At 69.6% G+C, this 20,814-nt stretch carries 23 protein-coding genes; 12 read left to right on the top strand and 11 right to left on the bottom strand.

Annotated features, from left to right (window positions below; all coding sequences use genetic code 11):
- Nucleotides 1-51: 51 nt before the first annotated feature.
- Nucleotides 52-1,260, bottom strand: a complete 1,209-nt coding sequence (locus JOF42_RS04310) for a hypothetical protein (RefSeq protein ID WP_210096731.1) — start codon at nt 1,258-1,260, stop codon at nt 52-54.
- A 73-nt stretch (nt 1,261-1,333) separates the two neighbouring features.
- Nucleotides 1,334-2,563 (bottom strand): hypothetical protein, encoded by a 1,230-nt coding sequence (locus JOF42_RS04305; protein ID WP_210096730.1) that lies wholly within the window; start codon nt 2,561-2,563, stop codon nt 1,334-1,336.
- Nucleotides 2,564-2,677: 114 nt separating this feature from the next.
- Here JOF42_RS04305 and JOF42_RS04300 point away from each other — a divergent pair, with 114 nt between their 5' ends.
- The 6 genes from JOF42_RS04300 to JOF42_RS04275 all read left to right on the top strand — a co-directional run bounded on the left by JOF42_RS04300 (nt 2,678) and on the right by JOF42_RS04275 (nt 6,016).
- Nucleotides 2,678-3,742 (top strand): M4 family metallopeptidase, encoded by a 1,065-nt coding sequence (locus JOF42_RS04300; protein ID WP_210096729.1) that lies wholly within the window; start codon nt 2,678-2,680, stop codon nt 3,740-3,742.
- Entirely contained in the window at nt 3,717-4,022 is a 306-nt protein-coding gene (locus JOF42_RS04295; protein ID WP_210096728.1) for a protealysin inhibitor emfourin, read from the top strand. Before JOF42_RS04300 ends, JOF42_RS04295 begins: the two co-directional genes overlap by 26 nt.
- Before the next feature lie 95 nt (nt 4,023-4,117).
- Nucleotides 4,118-4,456 (top strand): hypothetical protein, encoded by a 339-nt coding sequence (locus JOF42_RS04290; protein ID WP_210096727.1) that lies wholly within the window; start codon nt 4,118-4,120, stop codon nt 4,454-4,456.
- 60 nt (nt 4,457-4,516) lie between these two features.
- Nucleotides 4,517-4,750, top strand: coding sequence for a hypothetical protein (locus JOF42_RS04285; RefSeq protein ID WP_210096726.1), 234 nt, complete (start codon nt 4,517-4,519; stop codon nt 4,748-4,750).
- 58 nt (nt 4,751-4,808) lie between these two features.
- Nucleotides 4,809-5,558, top strand: coding sequence for a ribonuclease H family protein (locus JOF42_RS04280; protein ID WP_210096725.1), 750 nt, complete (start codon nt 4,809-4,811; stop codon nt 5,556-5,558).
- Between the two features lie 38 nt (nt 5,559-5,596).
- Nucleotides 5,597-6,016, top strand: coding sequence for a DoxX family protein (locus JOF42_RS04275; protein ID WP_210096724.1), 420 nt, complete (start codon nt 5,597-5,599; stop codon nt 6,014-6,016).
- A 158-nt stretch (nt 6,017-6,174) separates the two neighbouring features.
- Here JOF42_RS04275 and JOF42_RS04270 read toward each other — a convergent pair whose 3' ends face one another.
- Genes JOF42_RS04270 through JOF42_RS04260 form a run of 3 tightly spaced genes read right to left on the bottom strand, consistent with a single transcriptional unit; the run spans nt 6,175 to nt 8,092 of the window.
- Entirely contained in the window at nt 6,175-7,152 is a 978-nt protein-coding gene (locus JOF42_RS04270) for an SRPBCC family protein (protein WP_210096723.1), read from the bottom strand.
- A 1-nt stretch (nt 7,153) separates the two neighbouring features.
- Nucleotides 7,154-7,549 (bottom strand): ArsR/SmtB family transcription factor, encoded by a 396-nt coding sequence (locus tag JOF42_RS04265; RefSeq protein ID WP_210096722.1) that lies wholly within the window; start codon nt 7,547-7,549, stop codon nt 7,154-7,156.
- Between the two features lie 54 nt (nt 7,550-7,603).
- Nucleotides 7,604-8,092 carry a DUF6326 family protein gene (locus tag JOF42_RS04260; RefSeq protein WP_210096721.1) on the bottom strand — a complete coding sequence of 163 codons (489 nt, stop codon included), beginning with the start codon at nt 8,090-8,092 and terminating at the stop codon, nt 7,604-7,606.
- 185 nt (nt 8,093-8,277) lie between these two features.
- Here JOF42_RS04260 and JOF42_RS04255 point away from each other — a divergent pair, with 185 nt between their 5' ends.
- On the top strand, nt 8,278-8,889 hold the full coding sequence (locus tag JOF42_RS04255; protein WP_307803541.1) for a TetR/AcrR family transcriptional regulator: 612 nt from the start codon (nt 8,278-8,280) through the stop codon (nt 8,887-8,889).
- On the opposite strand, the gene JOF42_RS04250 is transcribed toward JOF42_RS04255, so the two are convergent.
- Entirely contained in the window at nt 8,876-9,556 is a 681-nt protein-coding gene (locus tag JOF42_RS04250) for a class I SAM-dependent methyltransferase (RefSeq protein ID WP_245340721.1), read from the bottom strand. The two genes, JOF42_RS04255 and JOF42_RS04250, sit on opposite strands and share 14 nt — an antisense overlap.
- 38 nt (nt 9,557-9,594) lie before the next feature.
- On the opposite strand from JOF42_RS04250, the gene JOF42_RS04245 reads away from it, so the two are divergent.
- Nucleotides 9,595-11,085, top strand: coding sequence for a dihydrolipoyl dehydrogenase family protein (locus JOF42_RS04245; RefSeq protein ID WP_210096719.1), 1,491 nt, complete (start codon nt 9,595-9,597; stop codon nt 11,083-11,085).
- A 16-nt stretch (nt 11,086-11,101) separates the two neighbouring features.
- On the opposite strand, the gene JOF42_RS04240 is transcribed toward JOF42_RS04245, so the two are convergent.
- Nucleotides 11,102-11,743, bottom strand: a complete 642-nt coding sequence (locus JOF42_RS04240) for a CDP-alcohol phosphatidyltransferase family protein (protein ID WP_210096718.1) — start codon at nt 11,741-11,743, stop codon at nt 11,102-11,104.
- Complete coding sequence (locus tag JOF42_RS04235) at nt 11,736-12,461, bottom strand: TVP38/TMEM64 family protein (RefSeq protein ID WP_210096717.1); 726 nt, start codon at nt 12,459-12,461, stop codon at nt 11,736-11,738. Before JOF42_RS04235 ends, JOF42_RS04240 begins: the two co-directional genes overlap by 8 nt.
- A 67-nt stretch (nt 12,462-12,528) precedes the next feature.
- Here JOF42_RS04235 and JOF42_RS04230 point away from each other — a divergent pair, with 67 nt between their 5' ends.
- From JOF42_RS04230 to JOF42_RS04215, 4 genes are read left to right on the top strand one after another with little or no spacing between them, the layout of a single operon-like run.
- Nucleotides 12,529-13,770, top strand: coding sequence for an ABC transporter substrate-binding protein (locus tag JOF42_RS04230; protein WP_210096716.1), 1,242 nt, complete (start codon nt 12,529-12,531; stop codon nt 13,768-13,770).
- The gene (locus JOF42_RS04225; RefSeq protein WP_245340720.1) at nt 13,767-14,642 is read left to right on the top strand and encodes an ABC transporter permease; all 876 of its coding nucleotides are present in this window, start codon (nt 13,767-13,769) and stop codon (nt 14,640-14,642) included. The genes JOF42_RS04230 and JOF42_RS04225 overlap by 4 nt, the downstream gene beginning before the upstream one ends.
- A gap of 7 nt (nt 14,643-14,649) precedes the next feature.
- Nucleotides 14,650-15,543 carry an ABC transporter permease gene (locus JOF42_RS04220; RefSeq protein ID WP_210096715.1) on the top strand — a complete coding sequence of 298 codons (894 nt, stop codon included), beginning with the start codon at nt 14,650-14,652 and terminating at the stop codon, nt 15,541-15,543.
- Nucleotides 15,540-16,589, top strand: coding sequence for an ABC transporter ATP-binding protein (locus tag JOF42_RS04215; RefSeq protein WP_210096714.1), 1,050 nt, complete (start codon nt 15,540-15,542; stop codon nt 16,587-16,589). The genes JOF42_RS04220 and JOF42_RS04215 overlap by 4 nt, the downstream gene beginning before the upstream one ends.
- 35 nt (nt 16,590-16,624) lie before the next feature.
- Here JOF42_RS04215 and JOF42_RS04210 read toward each other — a convergent pair whose 3' ends face one another.
- From JOF42_RS04210 to JOF42_RS04200, 3 genes are all read right to left on the bottom strand, one after another.
- The gene (locus JOF42_RS04210; protein ID WP_210096713.1) at nt 16,625-18,109 is read right to left on the bottom strand and encodes a hypothetical protein; all 1,485 of its coding nucleotides are present in this window, start codon (nt 18,107-18,109) and stop codon (nt 16,625-16,627) included.
- Between the two features lie 175 nt (nt 18,110-18,284).
- Complete coding sequence (locus tag JOF42_RS04205; protein WP_307803540.1) at nt 18,285-19,280, bottom strand: carbohydrate kinase family protein; 996 nt, start codon at nt 19,278-19,280, stop codon at nt 18,285-18,287.
- Nucleotides 19,277-20,785 carry a glycoside hydrolase family 32 protein gene (locus JOF42_RS04200; RefSeq protein WP_210096712.1) on the bottom strand — a complete coding sequence of 503 codons (1,509 nt, stop codon included), beginning with the start codon at nt 20,783-20,785 and terminating at the stop codon, nt 19,277-19,279. Before JOF42_RS04200 ends, JOF42_RS04205 begins: the two co-directional genes overlap by 4 nt.
- Nucleotides 20,786-20,814: the final 29 nt, after the last annotated feature.

Raw genomic sequence — 20,814 nt, 5'->3', positions numbered from 1 at the left:
GCGCACGGCCCCGCCCCTCGGCATCCGATGGTTCCGGTGGTTCCGACCGGGTCAGTGTCCGGCGGCGCCGACCACCACGAACTCGCCGGGTACGACGTCGAGCGTCGCCTCGGCCGAGACCTCGCCGGTGTGCAGATCGATGGCGAGGATGCGGTTGGCCGCCGGCTCCGTCACGTAGGCGATGTCTCCCACGACGCGCAGGCCCGGGTGCGGCTGCTGCCACTCTTCGGGGCTCTCCCACGGCTCGATGACGCTCCACGAGTCGATCACCTCGCCGGTCTCGTCGAGCACGTTCAGCGTGCCGTCGGAGGCGAGCACGATGATGTTGTCGTGCCCGTCGCGGCCCACTCCGCGCCACGTGTACTCGACGCCCTCGGGCAGGTCGACGACCGAGAGCTCCTGCGCCTCGGTGTCGACGAGCGCGAGCTTCGAGAGGAGGTACCCCTCCTGGTCGGGGTCGATCTTGTAGTCCATCGCCGCGATCGCGCTGGTGTCGGTCACGTAGGCGTTGCCCGAGCGGCCGAAGGCGTCGGGGGCGTCGAGCTTGGTGAACGCCCCGGCTGCGAACAGCAGCGCGCCGTCTTCGCAGCCGAACACGACGGCCTCGCCCTTCAGCGCTCCCTCGCCGTGCACGCCCGGGCACTGCTCGTTGCGGGCGAGCTCGCTGCCGTCTTCGGCGAGCAGGCGGACTCCGCTGCGCGACTCGGAGGTGCCGATGGTCGACAGCACGGTGCCGTCGGACAGCTCGATCGCGACGCCGTGGTGGGCCTCCTCCGAGGTCAGCGTCTCGGCCTCGGGCAGCGATCCCGTGCCGACCGCATCGGTGTCGAACAGCGTCACATCTCCCGTGCCGTCGTCGAACAGAGCCGTGCGCCCGGCGTGCGGGGTGGCGTGCCCGGGGGTCACGGCGTCGAACACCTCGCCCGTGAACTCGACCGTGTCTGAGGCGAGGCCCGTGTCGAGCACGTGGAATCCGTCGGCGGCGGTGACGAAGACGTGTCCGTCGTGGTCGCCGGCCGGGTTGACGCGCAGGAACCCGTCGAGGTCGGCCGAGTCGACCGTGTCGAGGGTCTCGCCGTCGAGCACGACGATGCCGCCGTCGTAGGCGATCGCGACGCGGGTGTCGCCCTCGTGTGCGGCGTCGGAGGCATCGGGTTCGCCGGATGCCGACGGCGCGGCGGTCGCGCATCCGGCGAGCGCGACCACGGCGAGCGTGGCGAGCGCGCCGGCCGCGAGGCGGCTGCGGGCAGGTCGGTGCATGGGGTTTCTCCTTCTTGTGGGTGGTGCGCGGGTGCGCGAGACGGCGGATGCCGTCGATGGGCGTGAGAGCGGATCAGCCGACGAGCTGCACGTATCGGGAGTCGAGGTCGCCGAAGGTGCGGGTGACGGAGCCGTCGCGGTGGTCGATCTCGTGCACGGCCCCGGTGTCCGGGTCGGAGACGTAGGCGTGCTGGGCGTCGACGAGGAGCTGCACCCGGTCGCGCGGCGCGGGGTCGGCGACGGATGCGGCGAGCAGCGGTTGCGTCCGGGCGAGCTCCGAGCCGTCGGCCGCGAGCACTCGCACTGTGCCGTCGGACGCGATGACGACCGTGCGGCTGTCGTCATCGCCGATCGCTGCGGCGCGGACGAGCGAGGTGTCGGTGGCGAGCAGCATCCATTCGCGGGTTCGGGAGTCGAGCAGCCAGGCCCCCTGGTCTCCGGCGACACCGGCGAGGTCGGGTCGGTCGGCGCGGCCGGCGAGGTCGGATGCCGGCGCCACCCCGGCGGGGTACGGGATGACTTCCGCGGCGAGCGCTCCGCCGATCTCCCGCGTGACCAGCACGGCCCCGGTCTCGCAGGCGAAGACGGCGCCGACGCGGGTGATGTCGGCATCCGTCGCGTCGGCACAGGGTGCGGTGATGCCGGTCGCGGTGCCGTCGGAGTCGAGGATCTCGACCGCGTCGCCGGTGGCAGCGAGCAGGTGCCCCGAGAACGGCAGGACGGGTCCGCTCGGGGTGTCCGCGAGGGTGAGGCGCTGCGCATCCTCGATCTCGGCGAGCTGCTCGTGATCGATGAGGGTGACATCGGCGCCGAATCGGATGGCGGTGGCAGTGTCGCCGATGCGGATGTCGGCGGGCCCGTCCCCCTCCACCGCGCCGAGCACGCCCGCATCGCCGACGAACGAGTGGGAGTGGTCGCCGTGCGGCACGGTCCAGCGTCCGGAGTCGATGACGTCGACGGACGTTCCGTCGACCGTCTCGCGGGTGACGTGCAGGAAGCGGCCGCCACCGGTCACCGCAGCATCCGCGGCATCCTCTCCCGCTTCTGCGTCCGTGAGTGGCGAGCGCTCTTCGGTCTCGAGGTCGAGCAAGGCGAGCTCGCCGTTCTCCCCCGCGACGATCAGCGCGAGCGCCGGGGATGCGACCTCGGCCGCGCCGCCGCCGTCGACGCCGTCATTCGGAGGGAGACTCGGGCTCGATGCAGGGGCGGGAGCGCCGGACGCCGCACAGGAGGTGGCGCCCAGAGCGCCCACGAGGAGCGAAGCGAGCAGAAGTGTGCGGCCGGCGCGAGGAGAGGAGGTCACGAGAGATCACCCTATTGAGAACGATTCTCAATCTCAAGTTCAAGACCATTCAGGTGTCGTCGAAACTCGCAGGCGACTTGCCCCGACGTCGGACCCCCGGCGTAGGGTCTGAACATGAGCAGCCACACCGAAACCCCCGGAGTCGTCCCGTCGTACCTGCTCGCCCGCCTTGCCGAGTCGGGCCGCTATCCTCGTGCCGCCGCGGCCGCGAGGCAGACGCTGACGGCCGGCAGACCGCCCTTCCGTGCGCGCATCGACCTGTCGATCGACGAGAACGGCGACCTCGTCGCGCAGCTCTCCGACGCCCCCAACCGCACGATCAGCGATGCGGGAAACACGCAGAACCTGCCGGGCGCGATCGTCCGCGGTGAAGACGACGAACCGGTGGCCGATGCCTCCGTCAACGAGGCGTTCGACGGCCTCGGGGCCACCTTCGAGATGCTGCTCGCTGCCTTCGGCCGCAACTCCCTGAACGACGCCGGGGCACCGCTCGACGCCACCGTGCACTACGGCGTCGACTACGACAACGCCTTCTGGGACGGCGAGCGCATGGTCTTCGGCGACGGAGACGGCGAGGTGTTCGTGGGCTTCACCTCGTCGACCACGGTCATCGGGCACGAGCTCGCTCACGGCGTCGTGCAGTACACCGCGAACCTCGAGTACCAGGGGCAGCCCGGCGCGCTGAACGAGTCGATCGCCGACGTCTTCGGCGCTCTCACCGAGCAGTACCTGCTCGAGCAGAGCGCGGCGGACGCGACGTGGCTGATCGGTGCGGAGATCTTCACGGATGCCGTGCAGGGCACGGCGCTGCGGTCGATGATCGAACCGGGCACCGCCTACGACGACGACGAGCTCGGCAAGGATCCGCAGCCCGCCCACATGAGCGGGTTCGTGCGCACGACCGAGGACAACGGCGGGGTGCACATCAACTCCGGCATCCCGAACCGGGCGTTCGCCCTGTTCGCGATCGACCTCGGCGGCAATGCCTGGGAGACCGCGGGCACCGTCTGGTACCGGGCGCTCACCGGAGGCCTGTCGAGCACCGCGAACTTCACCCAGTTCGCCGATGCGACGGTCGCCGCGGCATCCGCCATCGACGCCGCCACCGGCGCAGCCGCTCGACGTGCGTGGACGACCGTGGGAGTCTATGGAGATGAGCGAGTCCCCTCCACCGACTGACGCGCAGGTCGTCATCGCGGTGGTGCGCACGGGCGGCATCGGCGGCATCCGTCGTCAATGGCGGGTCGAACCGGATCCGGCCGACACGCACGACTGGATCGCGATGATCGAGAGCTGCCCGTGGGATGCCGACGCCGACGGCACCAGGGGTGCCGACCGGTTCGTGTGGCTGATCCGGGTGCGCACTCCGTCGGAGAAGCGCGAGCGGGAGCTGCCCGACTCCGAACTCGACGGTCCGTGGCGGGACCTCGTCGATGCGGTGCGCGCGGCATCCGACTGAGGCATGCACGACTGAGAGCGCACGCCGCGGGCGAGCCGACCACGAGGAATCACCGCCACGGCGGATGATGGGACGACGACACGAGGGGGAACACCATGCCGACGAGCGAAGAGGCCGAGCGCCTGATGCAGCTGTCACGCGAGGCGTACGACCGAGGCGACGTGGTGCTGCACCTGCAGGCCGAGGTCAGCCGACTCACCGGCCAGGCGTCGTCGTGGGGCTCCGCAGAGAACGACTTCGTGAGCGATGACCACGTCGGGTACTTCCTCAGCGACGTCGAGCGCATCGGCTGGCGCCTCGAGCACACCGGCTACACCTTCGTGGAGTCGGGCGCGACGACCTCGGCGCGCATGCTGAGCAGCGGAACCGGCGTCGTCAACCACGGCCACGTCGCGGGGTACTTCACCTTCCGCCGCATCACCCCGTCTGCCTGAACCGATCAATCCGGTGTGAATCGGGTGCTTCCGCCGATGGGCGGGATCAGAATGGGACCCATGGGACTTTTCCAGCAACGCTCCGACGAAGAAGAGAACCAGTGGACTCTGCCCTCCGAGCCGCTCGAACGCTCGGAGTCCGAGGTGCTCGACGACGCCCCCTCCGTCGACCCGCTGTCGATCGGTCTGGGGCTGGGCCCCGGCGCCTCCGTGAGCTCGGTCGCCTTCCCCGTGGCGCCTCCCGCACCGTCCGCGGTCTCGATCGAGAACCGCGACCCCGAGAACGACGACTGACGCGCGGCCGCCTGACAGCACGACGGGCGGTGTCGCCGGTCGCGGCTACGGTTGAGGGATGACGATCACCGCCGCCGCAGACGGCTCCGCCCTGGGCAATCCCGGCCCCAACGGCTGGGCCTGGTACATCGACGACGACAACTGGGCTGCGGGCGGATCCCCCCACGGCACCAACAACCAGGGTGAGCTGCGGGCTGTGCTCGAGCTGCTGCAGGCGACGGCGGGCATCTCCGAGAAGCTCATGATCGAGTGCGACAGCCGCTACGTGATCGATTCGGTGACCAAGTGGATGCCGGGGTGGAAGCGCAAGGGCTGGCGCAAGTCCGACGGCGGACCCGTGCTCAACCGCGACCTGCTCGAGGGCATCGACGAGGCGATCCGCGGACGCGACGTCGAGTTCTCGTGGGTCAAGGGGCACGCCGGCCACCCCCTCAACGAGGCGGCCGACGAGCGCGCGAATGCCGCGGCCAAGGCGTACCAGGCGAAGCAGGAGCCGCGCCGAGGGCCCGGATTCACCCTGGCGACGGATGCCGGCGCAGCTGCGGCAGCCTCCGCACCGATCGCCGCCGCGGCACCGGCATCCGCGGCCTCTTCCGCCCCTGCCCCCTCTTCCCGCCCCGCTGCCTCGACGGCCGTCGCCGAGCCGCTCTGGGCCGAGGCGTCCGATCTGCTCGACGGGCTCGATGCTCCGGTCGACGACCCGATCGTCGTGAGCCTGGCGCTGTCGAGCGATGAGCATGCCCGGCTGCGCGACCGCGCCGAGGCCCAGGGCGTCACGCTCGAAGAGGCGCTCCGCCGCCTGATCTGACGCGCCGCGCACCCCGAGACCCCGCGTACACTCGCACCATGTCGAAGAAGAATGTCGCACGCACCGTCGGTCGGATCTTCCTCGGTTCCTTCCTCGTCTTCGCGGGCGTCTCGCATCTGACGTTCGCGCGCGAGGAGTTCCAGGCGCAGGTGCCGGACTGGGTGCCGCTGGATCCTGACGTGACCGTGCTCGCCTCCGGAGTCGTGGAGGTCGGGCTGGGCGCAGCGCTCCTCGTCGCTCGCAAGCGCCGGGGATTCGTCGGTGTGCTCGCGGCGCTGTTCTTCGTCGCCGTCTTCCCCGGCAACATCGCGCAGTGGCTCGAGCACCGCGATGCGTTCGGTCTCGACACCGACACCAAGCGCTTCGTCCGGCTCTTCTTCCAGCCGGTGCTGATCGCCCTGGCGATCTGGTCGACGCGCACTCCGCGCCGCACATCCGCGGGCTCGTCCGACTCGTAGCCACGGGCACGGTGCAGGGCCGACCCCCTCACGCCTGACCTGCCCGTGCGTGGCCAGTTTCGCACCGGAAACCGGCGGATGCCGTGCACTATTGACCCCGCAACGGAGCCGGGATGCGTTTTTGACCCCGCATCCCGGCATCGCAACGGTCGTAAAGGTCAGACCGCGAGCAGCTCCCGCTCGAGACGGTCGTACGACGTCTCCATGCCGTCGGCCATGCCGGTGGCGAGGATCATGTCGCGCGTCTCCTTGTCGGGGTACTCGATCAGCAGGGTGATCAGCGTCGCGCCGTCCTCCTCGTAGAGGTTCAGGTCGTTCAGCGTCTCGACCGGCATCCCGATCATCCGCTCGGTGTTGACCGACCGGCGAGGCGCGTCGATCAGCAGCGCCTCCCCCTCGAAGCCGAACGGCTGCCCCTCGGTGTCGCCGACCGGCGCCCACGAGTTGCGGTAGGTCTGGCCGACCTCCGTGGCGACGATGCACTCGGTCATCTCCCACCCGTCGGGTCCGAGCAGCCACTGCTTCATGAGCTCGGGTTCGTTGTGCGCACGCCAGACCAGATCACGGGGTCCCTCGACGAGGCGCGTGATGCGCACGTGCACGTCGTCGAGCAGCTCGACCCGCGTGCCCTTGCCCTGCGCGTAGTCGCGGAGGTCCTGCAGCACGGCGTCGATCTGACTCATCGCGAGCTTCGTGCCCTCGACCATCCCCATCGAGACGACCTGCTCCAGCGCATCGGCAGACGCGAAGTGGCTCGTGGTGACCATGCGGGCGCCCTCGGCGGTCGACTCGAACGAGAAGACCATCCGCATCGAGGGCAGGTTCGGGTCAGGGGTGCCCTCGTCGTCGGCGAAAGAGTCGAGCACCTCGAAGCCGTGCGGGGCCTCGATGCGCAGGAACTCCCACGTGCCCGAGGCCTTCTCACCGCGGGGTCCGTTCATCGTGTAGTTCGCCTTGCCGCCGACCGTGTGGTCCCAGGCGGTGAAGGTCGCCGGCCATCCGGGAGGACCCCAGAAGCGCTCGAGCTGGCGCGGGTCGCTGTACGCGGCCCAGACCCGCTCGATCGGCGCCGCGAAATCGGCGACGACGGTCATGGTGAGGTTGTCGGCATCGGTGGTGACATCCGTGACGGGCATGTCAGTCTCCTTCTTCGGTTCGTGGATCTTCGGTGGCTTCGGTCGTGTCTGCAGGAGATGCCGGCGTCTCGGCCAGCAGGTCATCGAGTCGGGCGATGCGCGACCGCCACAGCTCTTCGTATCGGGCGAGGAGCGCCCTGGCGCGGGCGATCATCTCGGGGTTCGCGCGGACGAGCCGCTCGCGTCCCTCGGCGCGCTTGACGATGAGATCCGCCGCTTCGAGCACGGCCACGTGCTTCTGCACCGCGGCGAAGGACATCTCGTATTCGGAGGCGAGGGTCGAGACGGACTGCTCCCGCTCGATCGTCCGGCGCAGGATGTCACGCCGGGTCGACGTCGCCAGTGCGTGGAACACACGGTCGACCTCCGCTTCGCTCAGTTCTCTTTGTGCAACCATTTGGTTGTACGTTATGTCTGAGCGAAGCGGATGTCAAGAGGTCGAGCGAGATCCCTACGAACGAACACTCCTCTGCGTCTCAGCACGATCGCCACCCACCGCGGCGGAGCCCACGCGCGGCCATCTCCACGCGGAGCGGAGGATGAAGGCCAGGAGCAGGACCTCGATCGCGATGGAGATGCCATAGAAGGCGGCCCACTCCCAGGTCGCCCCCGCCGCATTGAAGAGCGAGTACGGAATGAGCAGCGATGCGACGACGAGGTTCGCGACGCGGTTCGCCCGGGCCGGCAGCGCCATGGAGAGCGCCACCATCAGTGCAGGGATCGAGACCGACACGAGGAAGACCGCCAACAGCCCCGAGCTGATGTCGAACTGCCAGATGCGGCCGTTCAGGATGCCGTCGACGACGTCGGGCTTGTAGAAGTTGAACACGTCGACGTAGACGTACAGGAACATGAAGCTCGTCCATGCGGCGGCGATCTTGGCGCGCACCGAAGCGGGTGCGGAATCGAGCAGAGGCTGGGTCTTCGCTTGAGTGGTCATCGGTTCTTCTCTCTCGTTGAACGTTGTTTCGTACACTGTACGCGTACGCTGTACGACCGAGCGTACACCGTACTATGGGCGTGCGGGTGATGACTTTCACGCCGCGGGAGCGAGCGAGGGAAGACGTGTCCGCGAAGGAACAGAACCGAGTCGACTCAGACGCAGGCCTGAGCACGGAGCGGGTGGTGGCCGAGGCGATCCGGCTCGCCGACCGCGAGGGGGTCGACGGACTCAGCATGCGCCGCCTCGCCGGAGCGCTCGGCGCGGGCGCGATGTCGCTCTACCACTACGTGGCGAACAAGGACGAGCTGCTGGATGCCATGATCGACGTCGTCTTCGACGAGGCCGACGCACCGCCACTCGACACGGACTGGCGGTCGGCGATGAGGGCGGAAGCGATCTCCACCCAGCAGGCTCTCGCTCGGCATCCGTGGGCGATCGGCCTGATGGAGTCGAGGACCTCGCCCGGCCCTGCGAACCTCCGCCACCGCGAAGCGGTCACCGCCTGTCTGCGACGTGCCGGGTTCTCGATCCTGATGGCGACCCATGCCAACTGGCTGATCAACAGCTACGTCTACGGCTACGCCCTGCAGGCGGCCAGCCTGCCGTTCGACACCGCCGACGAGCTCGCGGACATGACGCAGGACGTCTACATGCCGCAGCTTCCTCCTGCCGACTTCCCCTATCTCAATGAGTCCGCCGCGGGCCTTCTGGCCGCGGGCTACGACCCTGCCGAGGAGTTCCTCTTCGGGCTCGATCTCATCCTCGACGCGCTCGAACCGCTCAGGGACGCGTAGCCGCGAGCGTCGCAGCCACCGCGACGATGTGGCCGCCCTTGCGCTCGGCACGTCGTACCGACGACGGGTCGACGGCATCACGCTCGAGCATCCGCCAGGGTCGCGCCGCGATGTCGGCTCCGCCCGTCGCGCAGGCGAGGCGGGCGAGCGGTGAGAGCACACGCCAGAAGCCGTGCGGCGGCTGCATGTCGACGATGCACGCCCTCGCGTCGGGGCGCAGGCACGCTCGCGCTCGTTGCCACGCCTCCTCGCGCTCGGTGATCACGCTGAGCGAGTAGGTCGCGAGCAGAGCGTCGGCTCGGCCGTCGCCGCCGCCACGCAGGTCGATCACGGCCCGGGCCACCTCGTCCGACCGCAGCTCTGCGGCATCCGCCCGGATCAGACGGACCCTGTCACGCCAGCCCTGCCGATCGATCCGCCGCTGGGCCACGGCCAGCATCTCGGAGCTGCGATCGATGCCGATCACGACCCCTGACGGCGCCGTCGCCGCGAGCAGCAGCGCGAAGTTCAGCCCGGTCCCGCATCCGAGATCGATGACGACATCGCCGGGTCCCGGGTCGAGCAAGGCGATCCCCGCCTGCCGACCGGCCCGATAGACCAGGCGCTCGCCCGAGAGCACGTCGTACCAGCGCGCGCCCACGCCGTATCGCCGCATCAGTGCCGCCATCCGCCCTCCCGCTTCCGGGTCCACTCTAGGCTTCAGGGATGAGCACTCCTTCTCGCAGATCGGCGCGCGCACTGACCGCGCGCGAGGCAGGCGGACGCACGTGGGACCTGGTCGTGATCGGGGCCGGAAGCGCCGGACTCGTCGGGGCACGCACGGCGGCCGCGCTCGGCGCGCACGTGCTGCTGATCGAGGCGCACCGGTTCGGAGGCGAATGCCTGCACACCGGCTGCGTGCCGTCGAAGGCTCTCATCGCGTCGGCCGCCGCCGCGCACGCCGCGCGCAGCAGCGCGGGGCTGGGTGTGACCGCGAGCGAGGTGCACGTCGACTTCCCCGCCGTGATGCAGCACGTGCACGCCGCGATCCATGACATCGAGCCGGTCGACTCCCCTGAGACGCTCAACCGAGACGGCATCCACACGCTCACCGGCCGCGCGCGGTTCGACGGTCCCCGCTCCGTCGTGGTCGACGGCGAGCGCATCGCGTTCCGTGACGCGCTCATCGCCGCGGGGAGTTCGCCGGTGCGCACGTCGGTCGAGGGCGAGGCATCGATCGACGTGCTCACGAACGAGACCTTCTGGGATCTGGATGCGCTGCCGGCACGCCTGCTCGTGCAGGGCGGTGGCGCGATCGGCTGCGAGATCGCACAGGCGATGGTGCGACTGGGCAGTCAGGTCACGCTGATCCACCGAGGCGATCGGGTGCTGCCGAAGGAGGATGCCGCGGCGAGCGCCGTCGTCCTCGCTGCTCTCCGTGCAGAAGGCGTCGACGTGCGCCTCGGCACGACCGTGCGCTCTTTCGACTCAGCCGGGTCCGACGACGCTCCGTCACCATCGGGCACCGCCCGGCTGAGCGACGGCACGCAGGTCGTGTTCGATCGCGCCCTCGCGGCACTGGGACGCCGGGTCGAGGTCTCCGACCTCGGGCTGCCGGCAGCCGGTGTGACCCTCGATCGCCGAGGAGCGGTCGACGTCGACGCCTCGCTGCGCACGTCGAACCCGCGCATCCGTGCCGCCGGCGATGTCACCCCGCTGCCGCGGTTCACGCACACGGCCGGCATGTACGGCAGCGTCGCCGCGACGAACGCCGTGCTCGGGCTCTCCCGCAAGATCGACGCCGACGTCGTTCCTCGCGTCACGTTCACCTCACCCGAGGTGGGCGCAGTCGGGGTCTCGCCCGCCGACGCGTCCGCGCGCGGGATGCATGTGATCACGCAGCAGCACTCGCATCTCGATCGGGCGATCGCCGACGGCCACACCGACGGATTCACGAACATCGTCGTCGATCGCCGCGGCCGCGTCACGGGGGCGGTGATCGTCGGGCCGCGAGCAGGCGAGTCCTTGGCCGAGTACACCGTGGCGGTGAAGACGAGGATGAACGTACGCACCCTCGCGACGACGATGCACGCGTACCCGACATACTCCGACGCGGGATGGAACGCGGTCGTGAAAGAGGCACAACGTGGTCTGCGGGGCGGGGCGATCGCATTCGCGATCGGACTGCTGGCCCGTCTCCACCGCCGCAGGTCCTGAGCGTGCCCGGCCCGACTCAGCGCAGGCTGCGATAGCCGACGACGACGCGCTGCACAGCGCTCACCGCGACGAAGAGCGACCAGACGAGCGCGATCTGCCAGGCCCAGAACGGCAGGATGAGCCACAGCGCGTGCACCGCGATGGTCTCGGTGCCCTCGGCGATCCGGCCGAGGAACGACAGTGAGCGTCCGTCGTCGATCGTGCGCCCAGTGCGCTCGGCGATCGAGGAGAAGGCGAGGAAGGCCGTGCCGTTCACGTAATAGACCAGGAGCACGACGAGGAACGGCCACCACGGGGCGTCGAACTGCGACGTGGCGCCGAAGGCGACGCCGACGACCGTGGCGCCGTAGACGACGAAGTCGGCGGTGATGTCGAGGAATCCGCCCGCATGCGAGGGCGCGGACTCCCGCCCCTGCGACTCCGCCAACCGTCTGCGACGTCGGGCGAGGGTCCCGTCGAGCCCGTCGGCGATGCGCGAGACGAGCCACAGCCCGAGAGCGACCCCCCACAGCTGGAATCCTGCCGTCACAGCGGAAGCGACGCCGAGCACGAGCCCGAGCACCGTCAGCCGATCGGGCGTGATCCCGGGTCGGTCCAGGGCCGCCGCTGTCGCCTCCAGCGGTCTGACGAGCACGGCCCGCAGAGAACGGTCAAGCATCGAGACCGCCTTCGGCCTTCCGCGCCGACGACGAGCGGTCGCCGTTCCGGCGGCGCAGGATCGCCGCGGTCACGACGCCGCCGAGGATGAGCACACCCAGCACGGCCACCGCCACCCAGAAGGGCGGCCCGAGCTCGAGCCCGAACGCGCCGAGTGCCACATAGGCGGCAGACCCGGGCAGGATGCCGATGGCCGTGCCCAGTGCATAGTCCCTGCGTCTCACGGCCGTGAGCCCTGCCCCGTAGTTGATCAGGGTGAACGGGATGATCGGCACCAGTCGCGCTCCGAGCACCGCGAGGAATCCGCGGTCGGCGAGGGCGGCGTCGAGGCGCGCGACCCGGGCTCCGGTGAGCCGTTCGACGGCCTCCCTGCCGAGTGCTCGACCGATCACGAATGACGCCGCGGCACCGAGCAGGGCTCCGACGTAGACGAGCACGAGAGCGAGCCAGAAGCCCCACACGAGACCTGCTGCGATGGTCAGCAGGTTCTTGGGCACCGGGGTCAGCGTGAGTGCGGCATATCCGACGACGAACAGCAGCGCGCCGCCCGGTCCGAGACCCGCCGCCCAGTCGCGTATCGCCTCGAGGTCCGTCGGGGCGAAGAAATACCCAACCGTTCCGACGAGGGCGACGAACAGAAGGAGAAGCAGCAGGCGGACGATCGCCGACCGCTTCGAGGGGGCGACTCTGACACGCGAATCACCAGCATCCACAGGCATCCTCCCCGACTCCTATACCCTAGCCCGGCGATATGCCGATACACCGATTCCGAAGCGAGGAACCCCGATGAGCAGCACCGCACGATGGCATCGGAGGAGCGCGGCTCTCGCGCTCGCCGTGCCGCTGATCGCCCTCACCGCGTGCGCGGCTCCCCAGAGCAGCGCCTCGACGACCTACGACGACTGGGATGCGGTGCTCGAGGATGCCGAGGGGCAGACCGTGCAGCTGTGGATGTACGGCGGCGACGATCAGGGCAACGCCTACGTCGACGACATCCTCGCTCCTGCGGTCGCGGAGTACGGCGTGACGCTCGAGAGGGTGCCCGTGACCGACACCGGCGATGCGCTGAACCGGGTGTTCACCGAGATCCAGGCCGGCCGCGAAGACGGCACGGTCGACCTCATCTGGGTCAACGGCGACAACTTCCGCACCGGCAAGGAGGCCGACGCCTGGCTGTGCGGCTGGACCGATCTGCTGCCGTCGATGGCGGCCACCGACCCCGACGACCCGCTGCTGCAGTCCGACTTCGGAACCCCCGTCGACGGCTGCGAGGCCCCCTGGCACAAGGCGCAGTTCACGCTCGCCTACAACGCCGAAGCGATCCCCGACCCTCCCACGACTCTCGAGGAAGTGCTCGAGTGGGCCGAAGCCAATCCCGGCCGCTTCACGTATCCCGCTCCCCCGGACTTCACCGGATCGGTGTTCGTTCGCGAGGTGCTGGCGAGCGTCTCGGGCGGCGCCGACGAGGTGCCCGCGGCGTACTCGGACGAGGCATTCGACGAACTGAGCCCTGCCCTCTACAAGCGGCTCGATGACCTGGCCCCGAGTCTGTGGCGTGGCGGCGACACCTACCCGGCGAACGAGGCCGAGCTCGGACAGCTCTTCGCCGACCGGCAGATCGACATCACGATGACGTACGGGCCGGCGACGCTCACCGATCTCGTGGCCGATGGCACCTACCCGCCGGGAACCACTGTGCTGCCTCTCGAGGACGGCACCGTGGGCAACGCGAGCTTCCTCGGACTGCCCGCGAACTCCGACTCGGTCGCGGGCGCGATGGTCGTCGCGAACGTCGCGCTCTCGGTCGAGCAGCAGGTGGCGAAGGCGCAGCCCGATGTGTGGGGGCAGTTCACGGTTCTCGACATCGATGGCCTCTCGGATGCCGACCGCGCCCTGTTCGACACGCTCCCGGAATCGCCTGTCGTTCCCGGGTACGAGGTGCTGTCGGAGAACGCGCACGGCGAACTCTCCGCAGAGTGGGTCCCCGCCCTCGACGAGGGCTGGCGAACCGGCGTGCTCGGCCGATGAGCTTCGCGCCGGTGGCGCGCCGCCGCGGGAGCGCTCGTCAGCTCCTGAGCGGCGCGCTGCTGGTGCTTCCCGCCGCCGTCGTGACGCTGCTCGTCGTGGGTGGCGGGATCGGGGCGACGCTGCTCCAGGCTCTCGGCCTCATGCCCATCGCGGGCCCGGTGAACCCCGGGATCGACGCCTTTCTCGCGCATCCTGACGACCTCGCCGCCGCGACAGGGGTGTCGATCGCCGTCGCGGCCGTGTCGACAGTGATCGCCGTCGTCGTGGGAACCTCCGCCGCAGTCGTCATCGCCTCGGGCCGCGCGGGCAGTCGTCTGCTCGCCGCGCTCGGCGCCACGACCGTGACCGTGCCGCACCTCATCGGCGCCGCGACGATCGGACTGCTGCTCTCGGATGCCGGTGTGCTGCCGCGCATTCTCGGCATACAGCCCGAGGAGTGGGCACCCTGGGTCGGCGGCCCACTGTGGGGAGCGGCGATCGCGGAGTTCGCGTGGAAGGAATCGGCATTCGTCGCGCTCGTGGTGACCGGCACTCTCGCCACCCGCATCGCCACCTACGACGAGACCGCTGCACTGCTCGGCGCGGGTCGGTGGCGCCGCTTCCGCCATGTGCTGCTGCCCCTGACAGCGCCGACCATCGTCATCTGCGCCGCGATCAGCTTCGTCTACGCCCTGGGATCGTACGAGGTCACCTGGCTGCTCGGACGCACCTATCCGGAGCCGCTGCCCGTGCTCGCCGTGCGACTGTTCCAGGGCGTCTCGCTGGCCTCTCGTCCTGAAGCGGCCGCGGTCGCCCTCGCCACCTGCACGATCTCGCTGGCCGTCGTGGCCCTCACCTTCGCGGCGCTTCGGCGTACTGCGATCTGGCGGTGACCGGGCGATGTCGAGCACCCTGACGACTCCGCGCGGCGCCGGCCGCGTCATCCGCCTCGCTCTCACCGCGCTGCTGGTGGTCTGGTTCGCCCTGCCGTTCCTGCCCCTCGTGCTCTGGGCGTTCGCCGACGGCTGGTCCTTCCCCTCGCCCCTGCCCACGGCCTGGGGATTGCAGGGCGTCGAGGACGCGCTCGGCTTCGGCCTGCTGCCCGGACTCGCACGGTCTGTGTTTCTCGGACTCGCGGTCGCCGCGATCGCCACGCCGCTCGGCGCTCTCGCCGCTCGGGCGCTGACCTTCGGGGCCGTGCCGTTCCCCCGAACCGTCTCGGCACTGCTGCTCGCGCCCATCGCCCTGCCGCCGTTCGCCGCAGTGCTCGGCGTGAACGTGCTGCTGCTGCGCGCCCACGTCCCACCGGTCCTCGGTGTGGTGCTCGTACTCGTCGTGCTGGCCCTGCCCTATACGACCTTCGTGATGCGCACGGCCTACGGCGCCTACGATCCGTCGTACGAGGAGGAGGCGCGACTGCTCGGCGCTTCTCGAGCCCAGGTGCTCAGACGCGTGCACCTGCCGATGATCGCTCCGGCTCTCGCTCGCGCCGCGTTCCTCGCGTTCCTCGTCGCCTGGAGCGACTACATCGTGACGGTCATCGTCGGCGGAGGCGAACTCGTCACCCTTCCGCTGATCGTGGCAGGAGCCGCCGCCGGCCTCGGCAACGATGCCGCCGTCGCCGTCATGTCGCTCGGAGCGGTCATCCCCCCGGTCCTGCTCCTCGTCTCCGTGCTGACGCTGCGCGGGTCTCGCAGCCCTGTCACCGAAGGGCATCGGCGGTCGTCCACTCGGTCGCGCTCCGGTGCCGCCACCCCCGCTTCCCACCCCACGACCTCAGGAGCATCCGCGTGAGCGCCGACCTCGTCCTCGACGGACTCGACAAGAGATTCCCCGGCTCGCCCACCCCGGCGCTGCGCGGGTTCTCGCTCACCGTGGCCGCAGGGACATGCACGGCGGTTCTCGGCCCCAGCGGCTCGGGAAAGAGCACCCTGCTGCGGGTCATCGCGGGGCTGGAGTCGCCGGATGCCGGAGCAGTCCGCATCGGCGGAACGGATGTCGCGGACGTCGTGGCAGAACACCGCGGAGTCGGGATGGTCTTCCAGCGTTCGCTGCTGTTCCCCCACCTCACGATCCTCGACAACGTCGCGTTCTCCGACCGGGTCTCCGGGATGAACCGCCGGGCCGCGCGCTCTCGCGCCAGCGAGTACCTCGAGATGGTGCAGCTGCAGGGCTTCGGGGATCGGCGGGTCGGCGAGCTGTCCGGCGGACAGGAGCAGCGGGTCGCGATCGCCAGGGCCCTCGCTGCCGAACCGTCGGTGCTCCTGCTCGACGAACCGTTCAGCGCACTCGACCCCGCTCTCCGCAGCGACATGCACGACCTGCTCGACTCCGTGCGGCAGGCGGTCTCGCCCACGATCGTGCTCGTCACCCACGACCGAGACGAGGCGGCTCGAGCCTCGGATCGCATCGCCCTTCTCGAGCACGGGGTGCTCCTGCACGAGGGGACCGTGCTCGAGGCCTACCGCCGCCCGCGGAACCTGCGGGCGGCGCAGATCATGGGCGGACGCAACGAGGTCGCCGGCGAGGTGCGCGACGGCAACCATCACAGCGCGCTCGGCTCGGTTCCGGTGCCGCCGCAGACGCCGGCGGGGTGGGGGACGCTCGTGATCCGGCAGGAGGACGTGGCCGTGCTCGACGACAGCACGGGATCTACGGATGCCGGCGCGATCGCCGGTGTCGTCGAAGCGGTCCGGGTCACCGGTGCGCGCTCCGAGATCGCCGTCCGCTGCGGCGACGCCCTGCTGCACGCCGAGGCGCCTCCGACGCAGCGGTGTCAGCTCGGCGACCGGGTCCGGCTGATGCTGCCGACGTCGGCCGTGCACGTCGTCACCGGCTGATCCGGCCGGGGGCGGCGTCGGGGCGCCGGCATGGGTCAGCGAGCGGCGGCCCGCGCCGAGCCCGTCTCGCGGACGCCCGTGAGGCCCGCGGGCCTCGAGACGACCTGCGGTGCGGCGCCGTCACGCACCGAGGGGATCGGCAGCAGACGCCGCAGTTCGACGTTCTCGATCGGGTCGAGCACGGAGTGCTGCACGCACGCCGGAACCAGGCGTCCGTCCTCCGGATGCGCCATCGCGTACATGCACGAACCGAGGCGCTCCTGAGTCTCCTTCAGCAGCGGATCATCGGCGACGATGCCCTGTTCCATGAGCTTCCACGCCGGGTCGACCTGCTCGGCGTCCATGAAGTTGTGCACCACGAAGGTCTTGAAAGACACCTTGCCCCGACGCGCCTCGCGCAGCACGCGACGCAGTCCGCCCGCCCGGCGGAGTACGCGTCGGGCGAGGCCGATGAGAGGAGGGATGTCACCCGGGTGGCCGGCGACGGCACGGACCACCTTCACGACGAGCACAGGCTTCGGAATGCCGCCGAAGATCATTCCACCGAAGTGATCGAGGAACCGGTCGCGTGCCGCGATGTCCTTCGGATCGTCGGGGTCGAGCAACGCCGCGAACCCGCCGCCGACCCGCACGCCGACCGTGGAGCGGTTGCATCGCGGGTCGCCGAACTGGGTCGCCTGCCAGGGCAGCTTGTGGCCGGCACCCGCCTCGATCCGCTCCCACACGGCGTCGATGGTGACCTCGCCGAAGTCCTCGCGCCAGCGCCGGTCGTCGCCGATGAACGCGGCCGGCTGGAAGGACATCATGTCGAACGGCATGTCGAGCACGTCGCGGGTGACCTGCTCGACCTCGTCGACATTGGACGGCGTCACGGTCATGTTGTGCGCGAGGTAGCTGTCGACTCCGTGATCGCGCTTGAGGTCGATGAACATCTGCGCGAACTTCTCGCGGAACGGATTGAGCTCGGCTTCACTGTGTGGGCGGACCGCACCCTTGCGACCTCGCATCAGCGAGTCGAAGTGTGCGGCGAAGGACACCTTGTCGAACCTCGGCTTGCGATCCTGGTCGAGCACGACATCGAGCAGATAGTCGTACTCGAAGTCGCCGTGGGTCATCGACATCGGCTCGCGGCCGACCGCGCGCATGGCGAGAAGCGCCTGGGCATGATCCTCCGCCGAGAGCAGACTGACCTCACCGCCGATCAGCTGCGCATGCGCTCGCGGCCCCCGCACCTGACGCAGATACGACATCTGACGCTCGACGTTCTCGATCGTGTGGTCACCGTCGATGCGCACCTTGTTGGCGTCCGCCGAGTGGTAGCAGGGCGAGCACGTGAGGTTGCACTTCGGGAAGACACCATGGGTTCCCTCACATCCCACCGCACAACGACCGAGCAGCTGATTCGGTGTCTTCGCGTGCTCGGGCAACTCGGACCAGCGGATGGCGAGAGCACGTCTGGTCTCGGGATGTATCGGTCGCGTCTCGAGTTCGATCCGCTTGAGTGTCGTGGCGAGTCCCATGGCATCCTCTCGACTCCGTGAGCATCCGCATCGTCGACGGGCTCGATGTCCGAGAGTTGTTCGACGCCGACGGCATCCCGGATTGCATCGATTGTCGCACCCCTGCTCCGTGACGGCACCCCGCACTTCGCCGAGTATCCCGGAGTCGAGCGACGCGTGTCGCCTGCGATCGCGATCACCCGACGCGAATGCGCTCCGATGCGGGCGCAGAGTCGAGACGGGGTGCGCTTCCTGCTGACTTCGGCCAGCGCGCCAGGTCCTCGGCGCGTGGAGGCGCCGCCCCGGCACGAGACACCGCGATCGCCGCACTGGCGAGGGCAGTTCCCGTCGCCTGATCCAGCATGCTCGAAGCATCGGCATCGGGAGCGAAGATCGCGGCCGTGAGCGCCGGGACGAGGCCGGACGAGACGATCCCATAGACGAGACCGGACATGAACGCGTCACCGGCACCGATCGTGTCGACCACCGTCGCAGGCGACGCACGCCTCGTCACCGGTTCTCCCGCGCCGGCGATCGCGGTGACGCAGCCCTCGCCTCCTCTCGTGACGACGGCCAGCCTGGCTCCGAGGTCGAGCACATGCTCGAGCACCTCACCGATCGCGCGACCGGGGTAGAGCCAGTCGGCATCCTCATCGCTCAGCTTCACGATGTGCGATGCGGCCATGATCGACTCGATGCGCGACACGGCGGCGTCTCGCGGTCCGAGCAGCGCCGGCCGGATGTTCGGGTCGTATGTGCGCAGGATCCCGCGAGGGATAGTGGCGAGCATCGCCCGCACGGCCGTGGCTCCCGGCTCGAGTGCCGCACCGATCGACCCGACGTGAACGATCTCGGCATCAGCAGCCTCGACGATCGCGGCGCGCGCGGACAGCTCCCACTCGATGTCGAAGTCGTAGGCGGCCGAGCCGTCAGCTCCTATCACGGCGATCGCACGGGAAGTCCTCGTCCCTGGTCGGATGCTCACCAGCGGCACCCCGACTCCCTCTCGGACCAGATGCTCTTCGAGCAGCCGTCCGTGCGCGTCGTCTCCGATCCGGGTGAGAAGGCTCGTCGAGAGTCCGAGTCTGGCGAGGCCGACGGCGATGTTCAGCGGCGAGCCGCCCGGGTGCGCCATGCCGTCGACGACGTCGACGAGAGCCTCGCCGACCACGAGACAGCGCGGAGCGGTCACCACCGCATCTCCACGACGTCCGCTCGTGCCTGGAGGAGCCGGCCGCCGACCGCGGCGAGCGCGAAGGTGCACGACGACGCGGGGATCAGTGCGGTGAGCACCCTCTCTCCGTGCTCGGCGAACAGCTCGAGCGACGACACCTGCTCGTTGAGCGCATCGATCAAGATCTCCCACTCGATCTCATCCGCCCGGGCGAGGGGCGCCGAGGACGATCCCCGGAAGCCCTCCGGCATCCCCGCGTCCGGACGATCGAGTTCGATGCGGGCACTCGCACGGTCCTGGCGGATCACGACCGCGTCCGCGTCCGTCTCGGATCCGATGCGCAGTTCGACACTCTGCGCGTCTCCGAAGAGGGCGGAGACGCGGATCCGCACGGCATCCGACGCGTCCGCGACGAGCGCGGCACCCTCAGTGAGCGAGCCCAGGTCCGATGTCTCCGGCGCCTCGAGATCCATCACCGGATGCTGCCGCAGTCGCACGTCACCGTCCCGATCGCGTACGAGCGAGAGGCGTCGGGGAAGAGTCATCGCGCTGCGGTGTTCATCGGAATCGTCGGTCGGGATGCGACCGGCATACTTCCAGTTGTCCATCCAGGCGATGAGCGTCCGCTCGTTGCGCGAGAGGCTGTCGAACGTGACCCCGGCATAGCAGTCGGGTCCGAAGTCGATCCAGCCGTAGCGTTCCAACTCGTCGCGCGACTGACTCCCGTCTCTCAGCAGCGCACGCGTCGGAGTGGGGTGGGGAACGGATGCGCGGAACGTCGTGCCGTCGAAATCGCCCACGATGTAATGCGTTCCTGAACCACCCGCGATACCCCCGGGGTTGAGGCTGATCAGCAGCACCCAGCGCACGTCGTCGTCATCGCCGTCGACCGCGAGCGGGAACATGTCGGGGCACTCCCACACACCGCCGACCGGGCCCGCCGGACCATAGGACGACAGGAGGGTCCAGGTCTTGAGGTCGTCGGAGCGGTGGAACAGCACCTGGCGGTCTTCGGCCTCGACCGCGACCATCACCCAGTACCCGTCTCCTCCGTCGTCGTAGCGGAACACCTTCGGGTCACGGAAGTCGCTCGTGCCGCGGTCGAGCACCGGATTGCCGTCGTACTTCGTCCAGGCGTACCCGCCGTCCGTGCTGTACGCGAGTGCCTGCGCCTGTCGTCCGGCCGCAGCGGCCGTGTAGAGCGCCACCAGCGCCGGATTCTCGTCGGTGCCGAATCCGGACGTGTTGCCGTGATCGACCACGACGGAGCCCGAATAGATCTGCGCATCGTCATCGCAGAGGATCGCCGGGTCGCGCTCGGTCCATCGCAGCAGATCGGTGCTCGTCGCATGACCCCAGCTGAGGTTGGCGTGTTCGATGCCCTGCGGGTTGTACTGGAAGTACAGGTGGTACAGGCCGTCGTGGAAGACGAGACCGTTCGGATCGTTCATCCAGTTGTTGCGCGGGGCGAAGTGCATGCGCGGGCTCGTGGTGCGGACCGGGGGAAGGTCAGTGGGGGTCACCGGGCAGTCGTCTTTCTCCTTGATGGGGG

This window comes from Microbacterium phyllosphaerae (assembly GCF_017876435.1).
GTDB lineage: Bacteria > Actinomycetota > Actinomycetes > Actinomycetales > Microbacteriaceae > Microbacterium > Microbacterium phyllosphaerae.
The sequence above is the reverse complement of the archived record's forward strand: the minus strand, read 5'-3'. Positions and strand labels throughout refer to the sequence as shown.

Coding starts and splice junctions, on each gene's coding strand:
- JOF42_RS04310 (WP_210096731.1), bottom strand. CDS start 1,260: ATGCACCGACCTGCCCGCAGCCGCCTCGCGGCCGGCGCGCTCGCCACG.
- JOF42_RS04300 (WP_210096729.1), top strand. CDS start 2,678: ATGAGCAGCCACACCGAAACCCCCGGAGTCGTCCCGTCGTACCTGCTC.
- JOF42_RS04295 (WP_210096728.1), top strand. CDS start 3,717: ATGAGCGAGTCCCCTCCACCGACTGACGCGCAGGTCGTCATCGCGGTG.
- JOF42_RS04290 (WP_210096727.1), top strand. CDS start 4,118: ATGCCGACGAGCGAAGAGGCCGAGCGCCTGATGCAGCTGTCACGCGAG.
- JOF42_RS04285 (WP_210096726.1), top strand. CDS start 4,517: ATGGGACTTTTCCAGCAACGCTCCGACGAAGAAGAGAACCAGTGGACT.
- JOF42_RS04280 (WP_210096725.1), top strand. CDS start 4,809: ATGACGATCACCGCCGCCGCAGACGGCTCCGCCCTGGGCAATCCCGGC.
- JOF42_RS04275 (WP_210096724.1), top strand. CDS start 5,597: ATGTCGAAGAAGAATGTCGCACGCACCGTCGGTCGGATCTTCCTCGGT.
- JOF42_RS04270 (WP_210096723.1), bottom strand. CDS start 7,152: ATGCCCGTCACGGATGTCACCACCGATGCCGACAACCTCACCATGACC.
- JOF42_RS04265 (WP_210096722.1), bottom strand. CDS start 7,549: ATGGTTGCACAAAGAGAACTGAGCGAAGCGGAGGTCGACCGTGTGTTC.
- JOF42_RS04260 (WP_210096721.1), bottom strand. CDS start 8,092: ATGACCACTCAAGCGAAGACCCAGCCTCTGCTCGATTCCGCACCCGCT.
- JOF42_RS04250 (WP_245340721.1), bottom strand. CDS start 9,556: ATGGCGGCACTGATGCGGCGATACGGCGTGGGCGCGCGCTGGTACGAC.
- JOF42_RS04245 (WP_210096719.1), top strand. CDS start 9,595: ATGAGCACTCCTTCTCGCAGATCGGCGCGCGCACTGACCGCGCGCGAG.
- JOF42_RS04240 (WP_210096718.1), bottom strand. CDS start 11,743: ATGCTTGACCGTTCTCTGCGGGCCGTGCTCGTCAGACCGCTGGAGGCG.
- JOF42_RS04235 (WP_210096717.1), bottom strand. CDS start 12,461: ATGCCTGTGGATGCTGGTGATTCGCGTGTCAGAGTCGCCCCCTCGAAG.
- JOF42_RS04230 (WP_210096716.1), top strand. CDS start 12,529: ATGAGCAGCACCGCACGATGGCATCGGAGGAGCGCGGCTCTCGCGCTC.
- JOF42_RS04225 (WP_245340720.1), top strand. CDS start 13,767: ATGAGCTTCGCGCCGGTGGCGCGCCGCCGCGGGAGCGCTCGTCAGCTC.
- JOF42_RS04220 (WP_210096715.1), top strand. CDS start 14,650: ATGTCGAGCACCCTGACGACTCCGCGCGGCGCCGGCCGCGTCATCCGC.
- JOF42_RS04210 (WP_210096713.1), bottom strand. CDS start 18,109: ATGGGACTCGCCACGACACTCAAGCGGATCGAACTCGAGACGCGACCG.